The organism is Ruegeria sp. B10, assembly GCF_056539825.1.
In genome coordinates this window covers 42,177-61,907 of sequence record NZ_JBQFVP010000001.1, presented here as the reverse complement: position 1 = coordinate 61,907, position 19,731 = coordinate 42,177, and the positions used below count along the sequence as shown (strand labels likewise).

Annotated in this window: 17 protein-coding genes; 9 read left to right on the top strand and 8 right to left on the bottom strand. The window is 58.4% G+C overall.

From position 1 onward, the window contains the following. Nucleotides 1–80: 80 nt before the first annotated feature. Nucleotides 81–3,500 (bottom strand): indolepyruvate ferredoxin oxidoreductase family protein, encoded by a 3,420-nt coding sequence (locus ACR0J4_RS00305; protein WP_170641461.1) that lies wholly within the window; start codon nt 3,498–3,500, stop codon nt 81–83. 169 nt (nt 3,501–3,669) lie between these two features. On the opposite strand from ACR0J4_RS00305, the gene ACR0J4_RS00300 reads away from it, so the two are divergent. The 5 genes from ACR0J4_RS00300 to grxD all read left to right on the top strand — a co-directional run bounded on the left by ACR0J4_RS00300 (nt 3,670) and on the right by grxD (nt 10,475). Beyond that, on the top strand, nt 3,670–4,578 hold the full coding sequence (locus tag ACR0J4_RS00300; protein WP_170373615.1) for a LysR family transcriptional regulator: 909 nt from the start codon (nt 3,670–3,672) through the stop codon (nt 4,576–4,578). A gap of 299 nt (nt 4,579–4,877) precedes the next feature. After that, complete coding sequence (locus ACR0J4_RS00295; RefSeq protein WP_170641459.1) at nt 4,878–7,139, top strand: mechanosensitive ion channel family protein; 2,262 nt, start codon at nt 4,878–4,880, stop codon at nt 7,137–7,139. Between the two features lie 189 nt (nt 7,140–7,328). Beyond that, nucleotides 7,329–9,488 (top strand): phosphoribosylformylglycinamidine synthase subunit PurL, encoded by a 2,160-nt coding sequence (gene purL, locus ACR0J4_RS00290; protein ID WP_170641457.1) that lies wholly within the window; start codon nt 7,329–7,331, stop codon nt 9,486–9,488. A 138-nt stretch (nt 9,489–9,626) separates the two neighbouring features. Then, the gene (locus ACR0J4_RS00285; protein ID WP_170373612.1) at nt 9,627–9,863 is read left to right on the top strand and encodes a BolA/IbaG family iron-sulfur metabolism protein; all 237 of its coding nucleotides are present in this window, start codon (nt 9,627–9,629) and stop codon (nt 9,861–9,863) included. Between the two features lie 249 nt (nt 9,864–10,112). Continuing rightward, entirely contained in the window at nt 10,113–10,475 is a 363-nt protein-coding gene (gene grxD / locus ACR0J4_RS00280) for a Grx4 family monothiol glutaredoxin (RefSeq protein ID WP_170548961.1), read from the top strand. A gap of 7 nt (nt 10,476–10,482) precedes the next feature. Here the strand turns inward: grxD and ACR0J4_RS00275 are convergent, their stop codons facing one another. Genes ACR0J4_RS00275 through ACR0J4_RS00265 form a run of 3 tightly spaced genes read right to left on the bottom strand, consistent with a single transcriptional unit; the run spans nt 10,483 to nt 12,070 of the window. Then, nucleotides 10,483–10,830 carry an MliC family protein gene (locus ACR0J4_RS00275; RefSeq protein WP_170548964.1) on the bottom strand — a complete coding sequence of 116 codons (348 nt, stop codon included), beginning with the start codon at nt 10,828–10,830 and terminating at the stop codon, nt 10,483–10,485. Continuing rightward, complete coding sequence (locus ACR0J4_RS00270) at nt 10,827–11,219, bottom strand: cell division protein ZapA (RefSeq protein ID WP_170548966.1); 393 nt, start codon at nt 11,217–11,219, stop codon at nt 10,827–10,829. The genes ACR0J4_RS00275 and ACR0J4_RS00270 overlap by 4 nt, the downstream gene beginning before the upstream one ends. After that, the gene (locus ACR0J4_RS00265) at nt 11,219–12,070 is read right to left on the bottom strand and encodes a coiled-coil domain-containing protein (protein WP_170641455.1); all 852 of its coding nucleotides are present in this window, start codon (nt 12,068–12,070) and stop codon (nt 11,219–11,221) included. The genes ACR0J4_RS00270 and ACR0J4_RS00265 overlap by 1 nt, the downstream gene beginning before the upstream one ends. A 236-nt stretch (nt 12,071–12,306) precedes the next feature. Here ACR0J4_RS00265 and tkt point away from each other — a divergent pair, with 236 nt between their 5' ends. Beyond that, a complete protein-coding gene (gene tkt / locus ACR0J4_RS00260) occupies nt 12,307–14,328 on the top strand; it encodes a transketolase (protein WP_170373607.1) in 2,022 nt (673 codons plus the stop codon). A gap of 50 nt (nt 14,329–14,378) precedes the next feature. Here the strand turns inward: tkt and ACR0J4_RS00255 are convergent, their stop codons facing one another. Both ACR0J4_RS00255 and ACR0J4_RS00250 read right to left on the bottom strand, forming a co-directional pair. Next, complete coding sequence (locus ACR0J4_RS00255) at nt 14,379–15,179, bottom strand: thioesterase family protein (protein ID WP_170641453.1); 801 nt, start codon at nt 15,177–15,179, stop codon at nt 14,379–14,381. 77 nt (nt 15,180–15,256) lie between these two features. Then, a complete protein-coding gene (locus ACR0J4_RS00250; RefSeq protein WP_170641451.1) occupies nt 15,257–16,228 on the bottom strand; it encodes a DUF808 domain-containing protein in 972 nt (323 codons plus the stop codon). Between the two features lie 181 nt (nt 16,229–16,409). Between ACR0J4_RS00250 and gap (ACR0J4_RS00245) the strand changes: the two genes are divergently transcribed. From gap (ACR0J4_RS00245) to gap (ACR0J4_RS00235), 3 genes are all read left to right on the top strand, one after another. After that, on the top strand, nt 16,410–17,411 hold the full coding sequence (gap, locus tag ACR0J4_RS00245; RefSeq protein WP_170467120.1) for a type I glyceraldehyde-3-phosphate dehydrogenase: 1,002 nt from the start codon (nt 16,410–16,412) through the stop codon (nt 17,409–17,411). A gap of 71 nt (nt 17,412–17,482) precedes the next feature. Continuing rightward, complete coding sequence (locus ACR0J4_RS00240) at nt 17,483–17,626, top strand: hypothetical protein (protein WP_170458101.1); 144 nt, start codon at nt 17,483–17,485, stop codon at nt 17,624–17,626. An 82-nt stretch (nt 17,627–17,708) separates the two neighbouring features. After that, on the top strand, nt 17,709–18,713 hold the full coding sequence (gene gap, locus ACR0J4_RS00235) for a type I glyceraldehyde-3-phosphate dehydrogenase (protein ID WP_170548984.1): 1,005 nt from the start codon (nt 17,709–17,711) through the stop codon (nt 18,711–18,713). Here gap (ACR0J4_RS00235) and coaD read toward each other — a convergent pair. Further along, the gene (gene coaD / locus ACR0J4_RS00230; RefSeq protein ID WP_170548987.1) at nt 18,705–19,196 is read right to left on the bottom strand and encodes a pantetheine-phosphate adenylyltransferase; all 492 of its coding nucleotides are present in this window, start codon (nt 19,194–19,196) and stop codon (nt 18,705–18,707) included. The two genes, gap (ACR0J4_RS00235) and coaD, sit on opposite strands and share 9 nt — an antisense overlap. An 81-nt stretch (nt 19,197–19,277) precedes the next feature. After that, nucleotides 19,278–19,715 (bottom strand): CBS domain-containing protein, encoded by a 438-nt coding sequence (locus tag ACR0J4_RS00225; RefSeq protein WP_170548990.1) that lies wholly within the window; start codon nt 19,713–19,715, stop codon nt 19,278–19,280. Between the last annotated feature and the right edge of the window lie 16 nt (nt 19,716–19,731).

The window sequence follows — 19,731 nt, the reverse complement described above, 5'->3', positions numbered from 1 at the left end:
CTGAGGACTCCGGAACTAACTGCCTGCATTATACGTTAAGCGGAGATTTTGCCTAGCGAAGGTGACAAGTTTGTGACGCCTCATTCCGCCGCAGCGCGCATCTCGGGTCCTCCGCTGCGGATGGTCGCCAGCAGCTCCTCGCGCCGTTTGGCAGCTTTGGCCTCATTTTGCATCAAAACAGGGCCAAAACCGCGGATATCCAGTGGCAAACGGGCCAATGCAACAATCGCCTCCTGCGTGTCTTCCGTTGCCAGAGGCAGTACCTCTTTCATGTCCTGTTCGTACTGTTTGATCAGCGCGCGTTCCATCCGCCGCTCGGCTGAGTAGCCGAAGATATCCAAAGGCGTGCCGCGCAAACTCTTCAACTTGGCCAACAGCTTTAAAGGCCCAAGCATCCATTCCCCAAAGGCGCGCTTTCGCGGTCTGCCATTGCTGCCCTCCCCACCAAAAATCGGCGGGGCCAGGTGGAAGGTCATGTTGAAATCACCGTCGAACTCGGCTGCGGCCTTGTCCCGGCTGGTCAGTAAAAGGCGCGCGACTTCGTATTCATCCTTGTAGGACAACAGCTTGTGATAGCCTTTTGCTACAGCCTCGCGCAGCGTTTCATCTGCTATACCGTCCACCAGCTTGCGGTAGCGTTTCGCCAATCGGGCCGACTGGTAGTCGGTCAGGTGCTGCGCCCGGAAGTCGATCATTTGGTCCAGGGTCTTGGGCAATTCCGAGACGGAAGGTGCCAGTATCGCCTGTGCCTCCTCCGGGTGTAGAACAGCCCAGCGACCCACGTCAAAAGCCCGTTTGTTGCGTTCCACAGCGGTTCCGTTCAGCTCAATCGCGGTCATGATCGCCTCATGACTAACAGGCAGAGTACCGCGCTGCCATGCCGCGCCGAAGACCATCATGTTGGAGTAGATCGAATCGCCCATCACGATCTTGGCCAGATCGGTCGCATCGAACAGGCTCACCCCGTTCTTCAGCCGCGCTTGCAGCGCCAGCTCCAACTGGTCGCCCGGAATACGGAATTCTGTATCGCGGGTAAAATCGCCGGTCACCGTGTTGTGGTTGTTGACCACCGCGCCGGTCTGTCCGGCCCGTGTCAGGCCCAGAGTTTTTGCCCCGGCCGAGACCACGAGGTCGCCGCCGATCAGCGCATGCGCCTCGCCGGTTGCGACGCGAATGGCGCTAATATCTTCCGGTCTGTTCGCCAGACGGCAATGGATGTGCACCGCGCCGCCTTTTTGGGCGAGGCCGGCCATCTCCATCATACCCGCGCCTTTGCCGTCAATCTGTGCCGCTTGCGCCAGAATCGCCCCGAGGGTCACAACACCTGTGCCACCAATTCCGGTGATAACCACATTATGCGTACCCTTGATTTGCGGCAGATCAGGCATCGGCAGATCGGGCAGATCAAGCTGTTTGGTCGCCTCTTTCCGGATCTTTGCCCCTTCCAAGGAAACAAAGGACGGACAGAACCCGTTCAGGCACGAGAAATCCTTGTTGCAGCTGGATTGATCAATCGCGCGTTTACGGCCCAGTTCGGTCTCCTTGGGCACGATCGAGACGCAGTTCGACTGCACACCGCAATCGCCGCAGCCTTCACAAATATCGGTATTGATGAAGATGCGCTTGTCCGGGTCCGGGAACTCACCACGCTTGCGGCGACGGCGTTTCTCAGCCGCGCAGGTTTGGACATAGACGATGACCGAGACGCCTTCGATCTCGCGGAACCGATCCTGCACTTTCATCAACTCGGCGCGCTCAAAGCTCTCTACACCCGAAGGCAGAGCCCCAAGGTTCACGTCTTCCTTCTCATCATAGACCAGCGCCACATGCTGCACGCCCATGGCCTTCACCTCGGCCACGATCCGTTCAGCCGTCAAATCACCTTCGTTCCCTTGCCCACCGGTCATCGCAACAGCGTCGTTGTAAAGGATTTTGAAGGTGATGTTTGTGCCCGCCGAAAGCGCCGCCCGGATCGCTTGCACGCCCGAGTGGTTATACGTCCCGTCGCCCAAGTTCTGGAACACGTGATTTGTGGTCGAGAACGGAGCCTCACCAATCCAGTTCGCGCCCTCACCGCCCATTTGGGTGAAGCCAGTGGTCTCACGGTCCATCCACTGCACCATGTAGTGGCACCCGATACCCGCATAGGCACGGCTGCCCTCGGGCACTTTGGTTGAGCTGTTATGCGGACAGCCCGAACAGAAATACGGCAAACGCGTTGCGATTTCTTGTGCGTTGTCAGCCCGTCGCGCCTTGGACAGTTTGGCGAGGCCTGCGCGGACGCCATCCGTATCGCGCCCCTCTTCGATCAGGATGTCACCCAGCTTTTCGGCAATCATGATAGGGTCCAATGCGCCGCGTGTGGGGAACAACTCCTCACGATGCAGCGTTCCGGCGCCGCCCTTGTACCAGCCATAAACGCGGCGACCCCGGCGGTCGTCAAAAATTGCCTCTTTGACCTGCACCTCGATCAGCTTGCGTTTTTCTTCAACGATCACAATCAGGTCCAGACCTTCGGCCCAATCGTGGAACCCGGCCATATCCAGCGGAAAGGTTTGCCCGATCTTGTAAGTTGTGATGCCCAGACGTTCTGCTTCGGCCTCATCAATGTTCAGCAAAGAGAGCGCGTGGGTCAGGTCCAGCCAGTTTTTACCAGCCGCAACGAACCCGATCTTGGCCCCCGGCTTGCCCCAGACACGTTTGTCCAGCTTGTTGACATGCGAGAACGTCTCGGCCGCGAAACGCTTGTAGTCGATCACGCGGGCCTCTTGCAGATGCGGCGTATCGCCAAGACGGATGTTCAAGCCACCTTCGGGCATGTCGAATTCGGGGATCACGACGCCCATCCGGTCGGGCCTGCCATCGACGACCGAGGTCACCTCAATCGTGTCCTTCATTGTTTTCAGACCAACCCAGACACCTGCAAATCGGCTGAGCGCAAACCCGTAAATACCATAATCCAAAATCTCCTGCACGCCTGCAGGGCTGACCACGGGCATATACATATCGACCAGAGACCATTCCGATTGGTGCAATACGGTTGAGCTTTCGCCTGTGTGGTCATCACCCATCGCCATCAGTACACCGCCGTATTGCGCGGTGCCCGCCATATTGGCGTGACGCATCACATCGCCCGACCGGTCAACCCCCGGCCCTTTGCCGTACCAAAGACCAAAGACGCCGTCATACCGGCCATCGCCGCGCAGGCCCGCCTGCTGGCTGCCCCAAAGCGCAGTGGCGGCCAGATCCTCGTTCAAGCCGTATTGAAAGGTCACATCGCTTTCGGCTAGGTAGCGCTGGGCGCGCATCATCTGCTGATCCACTGCACCCAGAGGTGAGCCGCGATAACCCGTCACTAGCCCAGCGGTGTTCAGCCCGGCCCGTTGATCGCGGGCTTTTTGCATCAGCATCAAGCGCACAAGCGCCTGCGTTCCGTTCAACAGAACGGGTGATTTCTCAAGATCGAAGCGGTCGTTCAGCGTTATGTGTGGCTGACTCATCAGACGTCTCCCCTCGTCAGATCAGTGTGCTTTATATTCACGCATTTTAGGTCATAATTATTGACCTGTATAGCCACTATCCCCTGAATTCCAAGGATTTCATGGTTTGATTGTGGAACTTGTTACCTATTTCATATAGGGCTTCACGAGGATAACGAAAGTTGCGGCGATGGATTGGGACAAGCTTAGAATATTTCACGCGGTGGCCGATGCCGGTAGCCTGACCCATGCGGGGGACAGGCTCAATTTATCTCAATCCGCCGTGAGCCGTCAGATCCGCGCGCTGGAAGAATCGCTCGATGCAACCCTGTTTCACCGCCACGCACGCGGTCTGATTCTAACCGAACAGGGTGAGTTGCTGTTTGATGCCACCTCGGCCATGTCCAAACGTCTGGACGCCGCCGCGGCGCGCATCCGCGACAGCGAAGAGGAAGTCTTCGGCGTCCTACGCGTGACCACCACGTTCGGCTTCGGCACCCTGTGGCTGGCCCCCCGCTTGCCTAAACTCTACGAACAGTACCCAGATCTGAACATCGACTTGATGCTGGAAGAGCGTGTTCTGGACCTGCCCATGCGTGAGGCCGATGTTGCCATCCGCATGAAGGAGCCCAGCCAGGCCGATCTGATCCGCAAACGCCTAATGACCGTCCAGATGAAGCTTTATGCAACGCAGGAGTATCTGGAATCCCATGGCGGAATGCTGAAATCGCTGGAAGAGATCAAGGAACACCGTCTGATCAGCCAGACACCGTCGGCCCCGCAGGTGGGCGCAAGTGCGGCGATGGTGCGTCATCTGATGACCTTCAATCCGGGGTCCCTGCTGACAGTAAACAACTATTTCGGCGTGCTTCAGGGCGTGTTGCACAACCTGGGAATTGGCGTCCTGCCCGACTACGTGACACAGGACTTCCCGCACCTCGTTCCGATCTTGTCGGAAATCGAAAACGCGGACGTTCCCGTTTACCTCGCTTATCCGGAAGAATTGCGCCATTCCAAGCGGGTCGGAGCATTCCGCGACTTCGTTCAGGACGAGATCATCGCGCAACGCAAACAGCTGAAAATGATGGGTAAACTCTAGCTATGCACTCGCGGCATAGCAGCAATGCTGAACGATCAGATTAAAACTTCTTGAACGTTCACAAACCGACCCCTAAATGAGCACTCGAAGGCGGTGATGCTGAAACGCTCATCATCTTCATACCTCCCTGTTGGACTATGGCCGAGCTTAGTGCTCGGCCTTTTTTTTGGCTTCTTCAAAAATCATTTTTTAGTTTTCCCCAATCTCACCGCCCAGAGCGATGAAATTTCTGGGAAAATCTCCGACACCTGCCTATGATCCGAAAAAACGTTTAAAAATTCGTGTTCGAGGACAGAACCATGATAAGCCCCCTCCGCCTTCTGGCGGCGATTTTTTCACTATTTTTACTGGTTGGACCCCTGCATGCCCAAGTCGCGGGCACGTCGACCTCCAGTGCGCCTGCCCCTGTTAGCATTCCCGAAGACCTGACGCCTGAGCAGGTTGATGACTTGGTTGCACGGATGTCGGATGATCAGGTCCGCTCTATCCTGTTGCAGCGTCTGGACGCGGTGGCCGAGAAAAACGCAGCCGCTGCAGAGGATCGCGAGGATCCGATTACCGAGTTGAATGAAGTCTGGAGCGAAATGGTCGCCTCTTGGACGCATGTCATAACGACCGTCCCCAATCTCTTCAGCGCGCAAGCCACCGCCATCAAGAATTTTGCGACCACATTTACCTCATACGGTGCGTTGGTTCTGATGGGGCTGGTTGCAAGTGTTCTGGTTGTGGGCTTCATCGCGGAAAAACTGTTCGAGATTCTGACCCGCCGCTGGCATGTCCAGACCGAGGCCGAAGCCGAAGGCGATCTCTGGGGCGCTGCCCGCTATCTTTTCGGTCGTTTCTGTCGGGAAATCGCGGGGCTTGTAGTTTTTTACGTGGTCATCCGCGCGGTTGGGCGTGGACTGCTGACACCCGAGCAAATCACCTATGCCGGGCCGTTTGTGTTCTACCTGATCTGGGTGCCACGGCTGGGTGCCGCCGCCTCGCGCTTTGTGCTGGCGCCGAACAAACCCCATTACCGTCTGGTCAATATCGACGATCACTGGGCCAAATACCTTCATCGCAACCTGATCGGGTTGCTGATCCTGATCGGTTTCACCCTGTTCCTGCTACACTTCAACAGCCTGAACGGCATCACGGGTGATGATACGCGTATCGGCTTCTGGCTGAACGCAGGCATACACATCTATATTGGCCTGATCGCATGGAAAGCGCGCGAAGGTCTGTCGCAGATGATGCTGGGAACTGACCCGGACCACACCAAGTTCGACGAGGAAGTGGCACATTACTACCCGTACTTCGCCATTGCGGTCTCGGCTGCGACATGGCTGCTGGTCGAGTTCCTGGTGGCTCAGCGCAACCCGGCATCGCTGGCTCTGCTGGTTCAGGGCGCGCATTTCACGACCATGTTCTGGCTGTTGATCGCCCCGGCGCTCGACACCTTGATCCGAGGACTTGTCCGGCATCTGCAACCGCCGATGCAGGGCGAAGGTTCGGTGGCCGAACGCGCCTATAAATCAACCAAGCGCAGCTATATCCGCATCGGGCGGGTTCTGGCCGGCATTCTGGTCATCCTGATGATCGCCAATGCCTGGGATCTCGATCTGCAGGAAATCGCTGGTGGAGACGCGGATTCAGGCAGCAAACTGGTACAGTTCTTCATCATCATCGCCGTAGGCTACATCCTCAATGAGGTCGTCTCGCTCTGGATCAACCGCCGACTAGCGAAAGAGATGACCGCCGCGCAAAGCCCAGACGAAGAAGCCGGCGAAGGCGGCGGTGCTGGTGGTTCGCGTCTTGCAACGGTTCTACCGCTGCTGCGCGTAACGGCTCAGGTGGCGATTGCAGTGATCTTCGTTTTGCTGGCATTGGGCGCCCTTGGGCTCGACATCACGCCACTTCTGGCTGGTGCTGGTATCCTGGGTCTGGCCATCGGTTTCGGCGCGCAAAAGCTGGTATCCGACATCGTTGGCGGGATTTTCTTCCTGATCGACGATGCCTTCCGCGTGGGCGAGTATGTCGATGTGGGTGGCACCACTGGAACGGTCGAAAAGATTTCGATCCGCTCCATGCAGCTGCGTCACCATCGCGGTCCGGTTCACACCATCCCCTATGGCGAGATTCAGAAGCTGACCAATTACAGCCGCGACTGGGTCATCATGAAGCTGAAGTTCACCGTGCCTTTCGACACCGATCCCAACAAGGTAAAGAAGATCTTCAAGAAGATTGGCGCCGAGATGATGGAGGACGAGACCCACAAGGACGGATTCCTGCAGCCCTTCAAATCTCAGGGCGTGTTCGACTTTGACGATGTCGGCATGATCATCCGGGGCAAGTTCATGGCCAAACCCGGCAAGCAGTTCACGCTGCGCAAAGAGATCTTCAACCGCGTCAAGGCAGCCTTCAAGGAGAACGGCATCGACTTCGCCCGCCGCGAAGTGCGTGTGGCGATCCCCGGTCTGGATGATGCGGAACACCTGAATGACGAACAGAAAGCAGCCGTTGGGGCCGCCGCTGGAGCGGTCGCGCAGCAAGCGCAGCAACAGGACCAACAGAAGTAAATTAAACCCGGCACGCGGCTGTCTCTGTCGCGTGCCGGTACCCCATTTGAGGCTCTGTCCGATCCGCGCAATTTGCACCCATGTCAGGTTTGCAACAGGACAACGCGCGGAAAGTGCCTTTTCTCTTCCCCCCGGCGGTCCCTTCCCCTAAAAGGCGCCAAACATTGCCATCTCAGGGACCGAAACAGGATGCAAGAGCCAGCCATCACACCTGATCTGATTGCCGCCCACGGGTTGAAGCCCGAGGAATACGACATGATCCTCGAGATCATCGGGCGTGAGCCGACGTTTACCGAGCTAGGCATTTTCTCGGCCATGTGGAACGAACATTGCTCGTATAAATCCTCCAAGAAATGGCTGCGCACCCTGCCTACGTCTGGTCCTCAGGTCATTTGCGGACCGGGTGAGAACGCGGGCGTCGTCGACATCGGTGACGGGCAAGCCGTTGTTTTCAAGATGGAAAGCCACAACCACCCGTCTTACATCGAACCCTATCAGGGTGCAGCAACCGGCGTTGGCGGCATTCTGCGCGACGTCTTCACCATGGGCGCGCGCCCGATTGCCTCGATGAACGCTCTGTCATTTGGAGAGCCCGGCCACCACAAGACCCGCCAGCTGGTCAACGGCGTGATCGAAGGTATCGGCGGCTATGGCAACTGCTTTGGCGTGCCCTGCGTCGGTGGCGAGGTCCGCTTCCACCCAGCCTATAACGGCAACTGCCTTGTGAACGCATTTGCTGCAGGTTTGGCTGATAGCGACAAAATCTTCTACTCGGCGGCCTCTGGCGTCGGCATGCCCGTCGTTTACCTCGGCGCCAAAACCGGACGTGACGGCGTTGGTGGTGCGACCATGGCCTCGGCCGAGTTCGACGATACAATCGAAGAGAAACGCCCCACCGTTCAGGTCGGCGATCCCTTCACCGAAAAGCGCCTCATGGAGGCGACGCTGGAGCTGATGAAAACCGGCGCCGTGATCTCGATCCAGGATATGGGCGCGGCAGGCCTGACCTGCTCGGCCGTTGAGATGGGCGACAAGGGTGGTCTGGGGGTCCGTCTGGACCTCGAAAACGTCCCGCAGCGCGAAGAGAACATGACAGCCTATGAGATGATGCTGTCCGAGTCTCAGGAACGTATGCTGATGGTACTGAAGCCCGAGCTTGAGGCCGAAGCCCGCGCCGTATTCGAAAAGTGGGATCTCGACTTTGCCATCGTCGGTGAAACTATCGCCGAAGACCGTTTCCTGATCATGCACAATGGCGAGGTGAAGGCTGATCTGGTCCTGTCGAAACTCTCCTCGACCGCGCCGGAATATGACCGCCCATGGGTCTCGACGCCTGAGGCTGAAGAACTAGCCGACGTCCCGCAAATCGACCCGATTGATGGTCTGCGCGCCCTGCTCTCTTCGCCCAACTACGCGGGCAAGCAGTGGGTGTATGAGCAGTATGACACCATGGTTATGGCCGACAGCGCCCGCACCCCGGGGCTGGGTGCCGGTATGGTGCGTGTTCACGGCACCGACAAGGTGCTGGCCTTCACGTCGGACGTGACGCCGCGCTATGTCCGCGCCAACCCGGTCGAAGGCGGCAAACAAGCGGTGGCCGAGGCCTATCGCAACCTGACCGCTGTCGGGGCCAAACCGCTGGCCACAACTGACAACCTGAACTTCGGCAACCCCGAAAAGCCCGAGATCATGGGCCAGTTCGTCGGCGCCATCCAAGGCATCGGAGCCGCCGCAGGCGCGCTGGACGTACCCATCGTGTCCGGCAACGTCTCGCTTTACAACGAAACCGACGGTCAGGCGATCCTGCCGACCCCGACCATTGGCGCCGTTGGCCTGCTCAACCACACCGATGAGATCATCGGAAACGAGGTGCGTGAAGGCCACGTTGCCCTGGTGATCGGCGAAACCAAAGGCCATCTGGGCCAATCTGCCCTTCTGGCCGAAGTGTTCAACCGCGAAGAAGGCGATGCGCCCCACGTGGATCTTGAGGCTGAGAAGCGCAACGGCGATTTCATCCGCGCTAACCGCGAGATGATCAAGGCCTGCACCGACCTGAGCGACGGCGGCCTCGCGCTTGCCGCGTTTGAACTGGCCGAAGCAGCGGGCGTTGGCGTTCACCTCGACGATGCCTCGACCGAGCTTCTGTTCGGCGAAGACCAAGCCCGCTATCTGGTCGCGTGCAACTTTGATCAGGCCGAGGCATTGATGATCGCAGCCGGTCAGGCTGGCGTTCCCCTGACCTCAGTCGGTCGCTTTACCGGCGAAACTGTGAAGATCGGCAGTTCCGAAGCCCCTCTGACCGAATTGGCCGAGGTTTTCCGCCAGAGCTTTGCCACCGCTGTCGCCTGACCTCGCTTCTGGTTCTGCAAACGAATAGTCCCGCGCCTTGATCGGTGCGGGATTTGCATATCTGAAAGACCTTCCACATCTTGCACGCGCCTTCCCATCGCTCTACATCTTGGGAAAGACCTTCAGGAGTAAGCCTAGATGCCAATGAGCGCCCACGAGATTGAAACCCTGCTGCGCGAGAGCTTTCCCAACGCGGAAATTCAGGTTGGCGGCAGCGATGGCGTGCACATGTCCGCCATGGTCGTGGACGAAAGCTTTCGCGGCAAGAACCGCGTCCAGCAACAGCGCGCTGTTTATGCGGCCTTGAAAGGTAAAATGGACGGCCCGGACGGTGACCTGCACGCGCTGGCGCTGACCACCAAAGTGCCGGAGTAGGATGGAACATGCGATTGTAGTCTCAATTGCGGTTTCCGTCTTTGTTCTACTCATCGCGCTGTTGGCGCGGAACAACTCAAAGACTGGGCGCAAGACAAGGCTAGGATCGCCGCCCGGACAGGGAAAACACCTCCTGCATTCCTCCTATCAAACACATGACGGTGCAATCAGCTCGGCAGAGACCCATATCCCCAAGGATCCGCAAGATTACGCCAAAGCTATGATGCCGAAGAGCAAAGGAAACGCGAAATGACCGATGTGAAAACCCAGATCGACGAAACCGTCAAAGCCAACGACGTGGTGCTGTATATGAAAGGCACCAAAGAGATGCCTCAGTGCGGTTTCTCATCCCGTGTGGCAGGTGTGCTGAACTACATGGGCGTCGACTACGCTGATGTGAATGTTTTGGCAGACGAAGCAGTGCGTCAAGGCATCAAAGACTATTCGGACTGGCCGACCGTACCGCAGCTCTATGTCAAAGGCGAGTTTGTCGGCGGCTGCGATATCATCACTGAAATGACCCTGTCGGGTGAATTGGACACGTTGTTTGACGAAAACGGTGTCGGCTACAACAAGGAAGCAGCCGACAAAATCCGTGAGGCAAACGCCTGATCCGGCCTTAGCGGCTGGAGCAATCCTGAAAAATGACCTGCTCACTGGCGGCGTTTGTCGCCAGGAAGCTCACCGTGGCATTCCACCCTTTTGACCTCAGGATATAGGTTCCATTCGTATCAACGGATTCGTACCGAATGCCCGAACCGCTCTCGACCTGACGCATCGCGACCAGAGAATTGTCGACCATGGTCGCCGCGGCGCCCGAGCCGTCCGATGCGTTGAAATAGGTCACTGGCAGCGGAATGCCGTTCTCGCAGTTGAACGTCACCGTCAGTATGTCTATCTCGGCCATCGCCTTGGATGCACACACAAGGGCCACGGCCCCGCAGATCAAGCGGCATGCTCGTTTCATTTTGCTTTTTCCTCGATATCTGATGCCAGGGCTTCGGCCCGTGCGGCCAATTCGGCCAGTGTATCCGCAACCGAAGGCGGCACGACAGCGACCTCGATCCGTTCGGGTTCAGGTGCCGGCGCGCTGCGTAGCGTTTGAAGCTCGGCCTCGGTTTCGGCCAGCTTCGCCTCAAGCGCTTTGACTTTGTCATCAGTCGCGGCTGTTTTATCCGCCAACATTAGACCGGCCATCAACAACATGCGGGATTCGGGCATACGCCCAATCTGATCCGAAAGCACCTGCGCTTCGTCATCCAGCATTTTCGCGGCGGCCTGCAGAAAACTTTCTTCCCCGTCCTGACAAGACACGTCAAACCCGCGCCCGCCGATATGAATGGTCACTTCGGGCATTACTCAACCTCACCTTCTGCCAGTTTCGCCTGCGATAGCAGAGGCTCAAGGCGAGCCAGAACAGCCCGTGCCTCGGCCGCATCGGTCGCTTGCGCCGCGCGCGTTGCTTCCAACTCCGCCACAGTCGCCTGATTCAACAGCTCCGCGTCCTGAACTCCCTCTTGCGCCGCAGCGCGCAGGGCATCAACCGAGTTGCGTAGTTGCTCATTCGCCTGCCGCATCCTCTGCAGATCGTCATCCAGACGTGACATGGCAGCCCCGTGGCTAGCGCGCTCGGCCCTCAACATCTCCAGCTCTGCGTTCAGCTCGGCCACCCGTTCGCTATCGGCCAATTCGGCCTGCAAACGGCTGTTTTCGGCCTCGATGTCTCCAGCCCGCAAAATAGCAGCCCGCATCTCTTCGATCTCAGCCCGCAGAGCGGCAGGGTCTTCCTGACCTTCCAGATCGGCCCGCAATTGCGCGTTCTCGGCTTTCAGAGCGTCCAGTTCCTCGGTGTTTTCCAGTGCTGCCTTCGCCTCGGCCAATTCGGCCCGCGCAGCCTCGACCGCAGAAAGCTTGGTTGCGGCTTCGGCCAACTCAGCCCGCAGTGCGTCGACATCGGCCGTAGGCTCTGGAGCAGCACGCAGCGCCTCCATATCGGCGCGCATACCGTCAACTTCCTGCTCGTGGCGTTCCTTCAACGAAGTCAAGCGCTCTTGCAGCTGCGCGTTGGCAACACGCTCATCATCCAGCGCTGCTTGCAAGCCATGATCTGCATCGCCCGCCGGCGCGCTTTGCAGGGCTGTCACGCCCGTGCCAATACGCTCCATCGCAGCAAGAATGCGTTGCTGTAACTCTTCAATCTGGCTCATGCCCCTGTCACCTCTTAACCAAGGTTCATTCTGTTGCCGAACCGTCCGAATCAAGAATCGGTTCCGCTTGGGCCCAGTCTAGCGGAATGTGAGGGAAAATACCCACTGTTTGGTTTCAAAGGCTTGGACAGCTCTCTTCAAGCGGTGCGACCTTGTTTCGCCCGGTTCTGCTTGCACTTTGAGGGCTGAATGCTATTGAGCGCGCAATCTGCTTCAAACCCAAAGGAACAACGCCCGTGGACCTGACTGCGCTGCGCAATGCAAACCCCGAACACTGGGACAAAGCTGCGGCCATCCGCACCCTGACCCTTGACGCCGTCGCTGCCGCCAATTCCGGCCATTCCGGTATGCCAATGGGCATGGCCGATGTTGCGACCGTCCTGTTCGAAAAGCACCTGAAATTCGACGCCTCGGCTCCGAACTGGCCGGACCGCGACCGGTTCATTCTGTCGGCGGGTCACGGATCGATGCTGATCTATTCGCTGCTTTATCTCACCGGCCACGCGGATGTGACGCTGGACGAGATCAAGAACTTCCGTCAGCTGGGCGCGAAAACTGCGGGTCACCCGGAGAACTTCCTGGTCGACGGGATCGAGACCACAACTGGCCCACTGGGTCAGGGTATCTCAAACGCTGTGGGCTTTGCCATGGCCGAGGAAATCCAACGCGCGCATTACGGCAAGAAGATCGTTGATCACTACACCTACGTGATCGCAGGCGACGGCTGCCTGATGGAGGGCGTCAGCCAAGAGGCGATCACCCTCGCCGGTCGTCATGAGCTGGGCAAACTGATCGTCTTCTGGGATGACAACAACATCACCATCGACGGCACCGTGGATATCGCCGACCGTACCGATCAGGTGCGCCGTTTTGCGGCCTCGGGCTGGCATGTTATCGAGATCGACGGCCATGATCCCCAAGCGATCGACGCGGCTATCACGCAGGCGAAAAAGTCGAAAAAACCTTCGATGATTGCCTGCAAAAGCCACATCGCTCTGGGTCACGCCGCGCAGGATACCTCGAAAGGTCATGGCGCGCTGACAGACCAGGAGCAGCTGAAGGCCGCCAAAGAAGGCTATGGCTGGCCGCATGACGCGTTCGAAATCCCTGCCAATGTGAAATCGGCTTGGGAAGCCATCGGCGCCCGTGGTGCCGCCGAGCGTGCAGAATGGGAAGAGCGTTTCGCGCAAATCTCGGAACGCAAACAGGCCGAGTTCAACCGCGCCTATGCGTTTGAGGCCCCCAAGAAACTGGCCGGTGCGATCCGTTCGTTCAAGAAACAGATGTCGGAAGATCAGCCCAAGCTGGCCACCCGCGCCTCGTCCGAAAAGGTTCTGAACGTTGTGAACCCGATCATGACCGAGACCGTCGGCGGCTCGGCTGACCTGACCGGTTCGAACAACACCAAATCGGCTGATATGGGTGTGTTCCTGCCCGAAAACCGCAAGGGTCGCTACATCCACTACGGTATCCGTGAGCACGGCATGGCTGCTGCGATGAACGGTATGGCGCTGCATGGCGGTATTCGCCCCTATGGCGGCACCTTCATGGCCTTCACCGACTATGCGCGCCCGTCCATGCGTCTGGCTGCGCTGATGAAAATCCCGTCGGTCTTCGTGATGACCCACGACTCGATCGGTCTGGGTGAAGACGGCCCGACCCACCAGCCCGTCGAGCATCTGGCAATCAGCCGCGCGACGCCGAACACCTATGTGTTCCGCCCCGCCGACACCGTCGAGACCGCTGAAGCCTGGGAACTGGCGCTGACCTTCAAGGACAGCCCCTCGGTCCTGTCGCTGACCCGTCAGGGCGTGCCGACCGTGCGCAAGGATCACAAAGCCAAGAACTTGACCGCACAGGGTGGTTACGTTCTGGCGGAAGCCGAGAGCAAGCGTCAGGCGATCCTGATCGCCACGGGTTCTGAGGTTTCGCTGGCGATGGAAGCCAAAGCGATGCTTGAAGCCGAAGGCATCGGCACCCGCGTCGTCTCCATGCCGTGTATGGAGCTTTTCGCCGAACAAGACGAAGCTTACCGCAAACGCGTTCTGCCCGCCGGTGCTGTCCGCGTCGGTATCGAAGCTGCCGTTCGCGCCGGTGGCTGGGACCGCTGGTTGCTGGGTGAGCGTGGTCGCGAAGCCAAGGCAGGTTTCATCGGCATGTCGAGCTTTGGTGCCTCTGCTCCGGCTGGTGAGCTGTACAAGCATTTCGGCATTACCGCCGAAGCGACCGTAGCCAAGGTCAAAGAACTTCTGGGCTAATCCAGCCTGCCACAAAATGAAAAGCCCCGGTCCACGCCGGGGCTTTTTTCTTACACGAAGATGATCACGGATTGCATTCCATCCACGATCAAATCGCCTTCTGTGTTCCAAACGCGCATGACCTGCGAACTATAGCCATCGCGGCCTGCGGTCAGTTGGTGCTCCAGTAAGAACCAACCGTCGCGTGTTTGAATATCCTCGGACAACACGTTGAAAATCCAGTTCATTGACGAATTTGGTCCGGGTTTCTTTAGCGTGGGGTAGATAGCTGGCGGTGGGAGGTCAGCGATTGCAATCAACCCCTCCGTCCTGTTCCACATCCGAGGATCGTTGTGTCGGGCCCAAAGGCGCAGATACCCGCGATCTGCCCCCATGAAAGGCAATTCACCCTCGACCTTTCTGACGTCAAAGTTTGTAAGGAAAGGTATCGGCGGTCGCGGCAAATCTGGGGGGAAATAATACTCCGTCATCTCGGGCGCATCTGCGGGCTTCGCCGGGCAATCGAACGCGACATGGCTGTCTTGCGCGCGGCCAAAGGAAAATGTCGCTTGCGCCGCAACAATGCCACCGATTTCGGCACGAGCGCTGATGGTCTTCACATTGCGCCCCTCGCGCAAGATTTCCGTTTTGACTAGCGGCGGATCACTGATCGGCGCCGTGAAATTTACCAGAGCTGACCTGAGGGGCGGTAAATCTTTGTGCCGATTGTAAACCGTTGACAGCATTAGGGCCGACGAAAACCCACCGAATGTTGTGCGGCCTTGCTTCCAGTTTTGCGGTATTGGGTAGCTGAGGCAATCGCCTTGCGCCTCAGCGGCGCTGAGGACATCGAACAGGGATGGCTCGGACATGGGAATTCCACTTAGCTATTGGCACGTCGAGGATAATCTGACCGCAGACGGAGGCCAGCAGGACCTAACGTCTCCGCCTAGTGTTCTTTGGATGAACCTGAAAACGCCCCCATCACGGGCCCAATGACTTTGGTTGCCAGGGGGATCAACACCATCCCCCAGGCCAGACCAAAGATGCCGTCCATGGACGCCTTGGCGATCCACTCCGCTGCGGCCTCCCATTGCGCCGAAACAGAATGCCCAACCGCATAGGCCCAGTCATGGATATGGTGCCCAAGCCAGCCAAAGCCCAGAACCTCCATCCCGTGGATGACGATTGATCCGCCAACCCACAGCATGGCCGCCGTTCCGACGATCGAGAGGGTTTTCATTACCGTGGGCATGGCCTTGACCAATCCGCGCCCCAGTCCTCGGCCCACCGGCGTGGGGGCGTTTCCGGCCAGATACAGCCCGACATCGTCCATCTTCACGATCAAGGCGACCGAGCCATAGACGGCCACCGTCACCCCAAGCCCGACAACAGCCAAGGTCGCCGCCTGCATCCACACATTCGGAGCCTCAATCGCGGCCAGCGCAATGGTCATGATCTCAGCCGACAGGATGAAATCCGTCTTGATCGCGCCCTTGACCTTCTGTTCTTCAAGGTGGCCCGGATCGCGTACATCCATGTCCTTTTCGATGGCGTGGCTGCCATGCGGGAACAGAACGTGGAATATCTTCTCGGCCCCTTCGAAACACAGATATGACCCGCCCAGCATCAACAAAGGCGTGATCAGCCAAGGCGCGAAATTCGCAAGCAACAGGGCGACTGGTAGCAGCAGGATGAGTTTGTTGAAAACCGACCCGCGGGCTATGCGCCAAATGATCGGCAACTCACGCGCGGGCGCGAACCCTTGAACGTATTTTGGCGTCACCGCAGCGTCGTCGATAATCACCCCGGCCGTTTTGGCCCCCGCCTTACCAGCGGCCGCCACCACATCATCCACCGAGGCCGCAGCCACCTTGGCGATCCCCGCCACATCATCCAAAAGGGCCAACAGTCCGCTCATCGCTTGTCCTTTCGTGTCACCTGCCGCAAACGGACCCTACCCGATCCAACAGCTAGCGCAAGCGTTAGCGCAATCTGCCCAGGTTTGCGCTAACACCTTAAAAATATGCCGCTTTTGCCCTTTTGAGATTCCAGTTTCAAGGCTATATGGCCACAAACGCAAGCGCATTTGGAGACGTCACATGACCATCAAGGTCGGTATCAATGGTTTTGGCCGCATTGGCCGCTGTACCCTGTCGCACATTGCCGCCTCAGGCCGCAACGACATCGAAGTGATCAAAGTCAACGCCACCGGCCCGCTCGAAACATCGGCGCATCTGCTGAAATATGACAGCATTCACGGCCGTTTCCCGCGCGAAGTATCGATCGAAGGCGACACCATGGATCTGGGCCGAGGCCCGATGCAGATGTTCTCGACCTACGACATGAACGAACTGGATTGGGAAGGCTGCGACGTCGTTCTGGAATGCACCGGTAAGTTCAACGACGGCACCAAGGCAAAAACCCACTTGGATCGCGGCGCGCGAAAGGTTCTGCTGTCGGCCCCCGGCAAGAATGTCGACAAGACCATCGTGTTCGGCGTGAACCACAACACCCTGACCGCGAATGACAACATGGTCTCGAACGGCTCCTGCACCACCAACTGCCTTGCTCCGCTTGCCAAGGTTCTGGACGAAGGTGTTGGCATCGAACACGGTATCATGACCACTATCCATGCCTATACTGGCGACCAGCCGACACTGGACCGTCGTCATAGCGACCTGTACCGTGCCCGCGCGGCGGCGATGTCGATGATCCCGACCTCGACCGGTGCAGCGGCTGCCTTGGGCGAGGTTCTGCCCAACTTGAAAGGTCGTCTGGACGGCTCGGCGATCCGCGTCCCTACTCCGAATGTTTCGGCCGTAGACCTGAGCTTCCGCGCTTCGCGCGACGTGACAGTCGAAGAGGTCAACGCAATCGTTGAAGAGGCTGCTAAAGGCCCGATGCAGCGCGTTCTGGGTTACGAGCCTGCGCCGCTGGTCTCGACCGATTTCAACCACACCGAGGAGAGCTCGATCTTCGCCCCGGACCAGACCCGCGTGGTCGACAACCGCATGGTCCGCGTGTTGGCGTGGTATGACAATGAATGGGGCTTTTCGGTTCGTATGGCCGACGTCGCCGTCGCCATGGGGCGCCTTAACTGATTTCCCCATGATCGCTTGAACAGCTTCGCCCGCTCAGGTTATCTGGGCGGGCGTTTTTGTTCGGGGCCCTCATGACAAATCAAATCGCCATCTGGCTGGCGCTGTTGATCCTTGGCGCAATCATGTTGGACTATGCCCTGTTTGGAACTGAACACTTTCTGTTCCTCGGCAAGAAACTTTACGACTTTCTCGACTGGCTCGCCTTCTGGCGCTGAACAAGGTTTTACTTGACTTTCTCGTCGATCTCGCTTTGTTAGCGCTAACTCATTTCGAGCAGAGACTCTGACGGAGCAGGACATGACACTTAAACTGGCCATTAACGGATTTGGACGTATCGGGCGCGGCGTTTTGCGCGCGGTTATGGAGTCGGGACGGACCGACGTTGAAATCGTTGCGATCAACGATCTGGCCAAGCCGGAAATGAACGCCCACATGTTCGAATTCGACAGTGTACATGGCCGCTACTCCAAGCCCGTCTCGCTGTCCGAGGCCGGTCTCGACGTCGGCGCGGGTCCGATCCGTCTGACCAGCGAACGCGATCCCGAAGCGTTGGACTGGTCAGATGTCGATGTCGTACTGGAATGCACTGGCGTATTCCGGACCCGGGAAGCGGCTGAGCGTCACCTGAAGAACGGCTCCAAGAAGGTTCTGATCTCCGCTCCGGCCCGTGGAGATGGCGGCGTCAAGACGATCGTATTCGGGGTCAACGATTCCGAACTGACCGCCGAGGACACGATCGTTTCGAATGCCTCATGCACCACCAACTGCCTGTCGCCTGTTGCTGCGGCGCTGGATGCCGGATTGGGGATCGTGCATGGCAACATGACCACCGTTCACGCCTATACCGCAAGCCAGCCAGTGCATGACACCGCGGGCAAAGACCCCTACCTGTCGCGCGCGGCGGCTCTGTCGATGATCCCTACAACCACTGGTGCTGCCGCTGCTGTTGGTTTGGTTCTACCTCAGCTGGCGGGCAAACTGACCGGTCAGGCGATCCGCGTACCGACCCCGAATGTCTCGGTGGTTGATCTGGTGGCCGAAGTCTCTCGCCCAACGACCGAGGACGAGGTCAACGCCCTGTTTGTTGAGGCCGCTGCCAAAATCCCTGGCGTGCTGGCCGCAGAAAATCGACCGCTGATCTCGATCGATTTCAACCACGATGCCCATAGCTCGACCGTGTCGCTGGCGGAGACCAAGGTCACGGATGGCACGCTGGTGCGCGTGCTGGCATGGTATGACAACGAATGGGGTTTCTCGAACCGGATGCTGGACACAGCCGCCGCGATGGGCGCGTTATCCTAACCGCTCTTTAAGGGCCACATTCACGCGGGGCGTGACGAATTTCGACACGTCCCCGCCCAATCGCGCGATCTCTTTCACCAGTTTCGAAGCAATGGCCTGATGCCGCGCTTCGGCCATCAGGAACACGGTCTCGATGGAATCGTCCAGAGCCCGGTTCATGCCAACCATCTGGAATTCATACTCAAAATCGGCAACGGCCCGCAGACCACGAACGATGACCTGCGCGCCCACATCCCGCGCACAGTCGATCAGCAGGTTCTCGAACGGATGCGCCACGATCTGGGTCCCGGTCTGTTCTGACAGATGCGCGCATTCCGCCTCAATCATGGCAACGCGTTCTTCCAGTGAAAACAGAGGCCCCTTGTCTCGGTTGATGGCCACGCCAATGACCAGTTTGTCCACCAGCGCCGAGGCTCGACGGATGATGTCGATATGCCCCAAGGTGATCGGGTCAAAAGTTCCGGGATAAAGGCCAACCCGCATCACGCTCTCCTGCGTTCAAAAACTGGGCGATAGCAAACACAATCATGCTGCAGGTGCAAGAGGGCGTTATGCCCTGCCCCCTCAATGCCCCATGATCATGCCCTGCAGAGCGTCTTTTTCCATTGCAAGCTCGGTCAGTTGCGCCTTGACCACGTCCCCGAGGGTGACGATGCCGACAAGCCTGCCATCCTCGACAATCGGCATGTGACGGAACCGGCCTTCGGTCATGCGTGCCAGAATATCTTCGACCGATTCCTGTCGTGTCGCAGTGATCAGGTCCTTGGTCATATAGCTATCGACCGATTGGTTCAGGCACCCGCTGCCGCTGGCCGCCAGTTCTCGGACGATGTCGCGTTCGGACAGGATACCGATGGCCGTGCTGCCTCCGTCCTCTGAGACAACAACTGTACCGATGCGTCTTTCCGCCAGTATCTTCGCCGCCTCGGACACAGTCGCGGATGGAGCGACGGTCACCACCTCATCGGTGGCTTTGGATGTCAGAATGGCTTGAACGAGCATAAAAAAACCTCCGGCA

Coding starts and splice junctions, on each gene's coding strand:
- ACR0J4_RS00240 (WP_170458101.1), top strand. CDS start 17,483: ATGACAAATCAAATCGCCATCTGGCTGGCGCTGTTGATCCTTGGCGCA.
- ACR0J4_RS00285 (WP_170373612.1), top strand. CDS start 9,627: ATGCCAATGAGCGCCCACGAGATTGAAACCCTGCTGCGCGAGAGCTTT.
- ACR0J4_RS00300 (WP_170373615.1), top strand. CDS start 3,670: ATGGATTGGGACAAGCTTAGAATATTTCACGCGGTGGCCGATGCCGGT.
- grxD (WP_170548961.1), top strand. CDS start 10,113: ATGACCGATGTGAAAACCCAGATCGACGAAACCGTCAAAGCCAACGAC.
- purL (WP_170641457.1), top strand. CDS start 7,329: ATGCAAGAGCCAGCCATCACACCTGATCTGATTGCCGCCCACGGGTTG.
- ACR0J4_RS00225 (WP_170548990.1), bottom strand. CDS start 19,715: ATGCTCGTTCAAGCCATTCTGACATCCAAAGCCACCGATGAGGTGGTG.
- ACR0J4_RS00250 (WP_170641451.1), bottom strand. CDS start 16,228: ATGAGCGGACTGTTGGCCCTTTTGGATGATGTGGCGGGGATCGCCAAG.
- coaD (WP_170548987.1), bottom strand. CDS start 19,196: ATGCGGGTTGGCCTTTATCCCGGAACTTTTGACCCGATCACCTTGGGG.
- ACR0J4_RS00255 (WP_170641453.1), bottom strand. CDS start 15,179: ATGTCCGAGCCATCCCTGTTCGATGTCCTCAGCGCCGCTGAGGCGCAA.
- ACR0J4_RS00270 (WP_170548966.1), bottom strand. CDS start 11,219: ATGCCCGAAGTGACCATTCATATCGGCGGGCGCGGGTTTGACGTGTCT.
- gap (WP_170548984.1), top strand. CDS start 17,709: ATGACACTTAAACTGGCCATTAACGGATTTGGACGTATCGGGCGCGGC.
- gap (WP_170467120.1), top strand. CDS start 16,410: ATGACCATCAAGGTCGGTATCAATGGTTTTGGCCGCATTGGCCGCTGT.
- ACR0J4_RS00275 (WP_170548964.1), bottom strand. CDS start 10,830: ATGAAACGAGCATGCCGCTTGATCTGCGGGGCCGTGGCCCTTGTGTGT.
- ACR0J4_RS00305 (WP_170641461.1), bottom strand. CDS start 3,500: ATGAGTCAGCCACACATAACGCTGAACGACCGCTTCGATCTTGAGAAA.
- ACR0J4_RS00295 (WP_170641459.1), top strand. CDS start 4,878: ATGATAAGCCCCCTCCGCCTTCTGGCGGCGATTTTTTCACTATTTTTA.
- ACR0J4_RS00265 (WP_170641455.1), bottom strand. CDS start 12,070: ATGAGCCAGATTGAAGAGTTACAGCAACGCATTCTTGCTGCGATGGAG.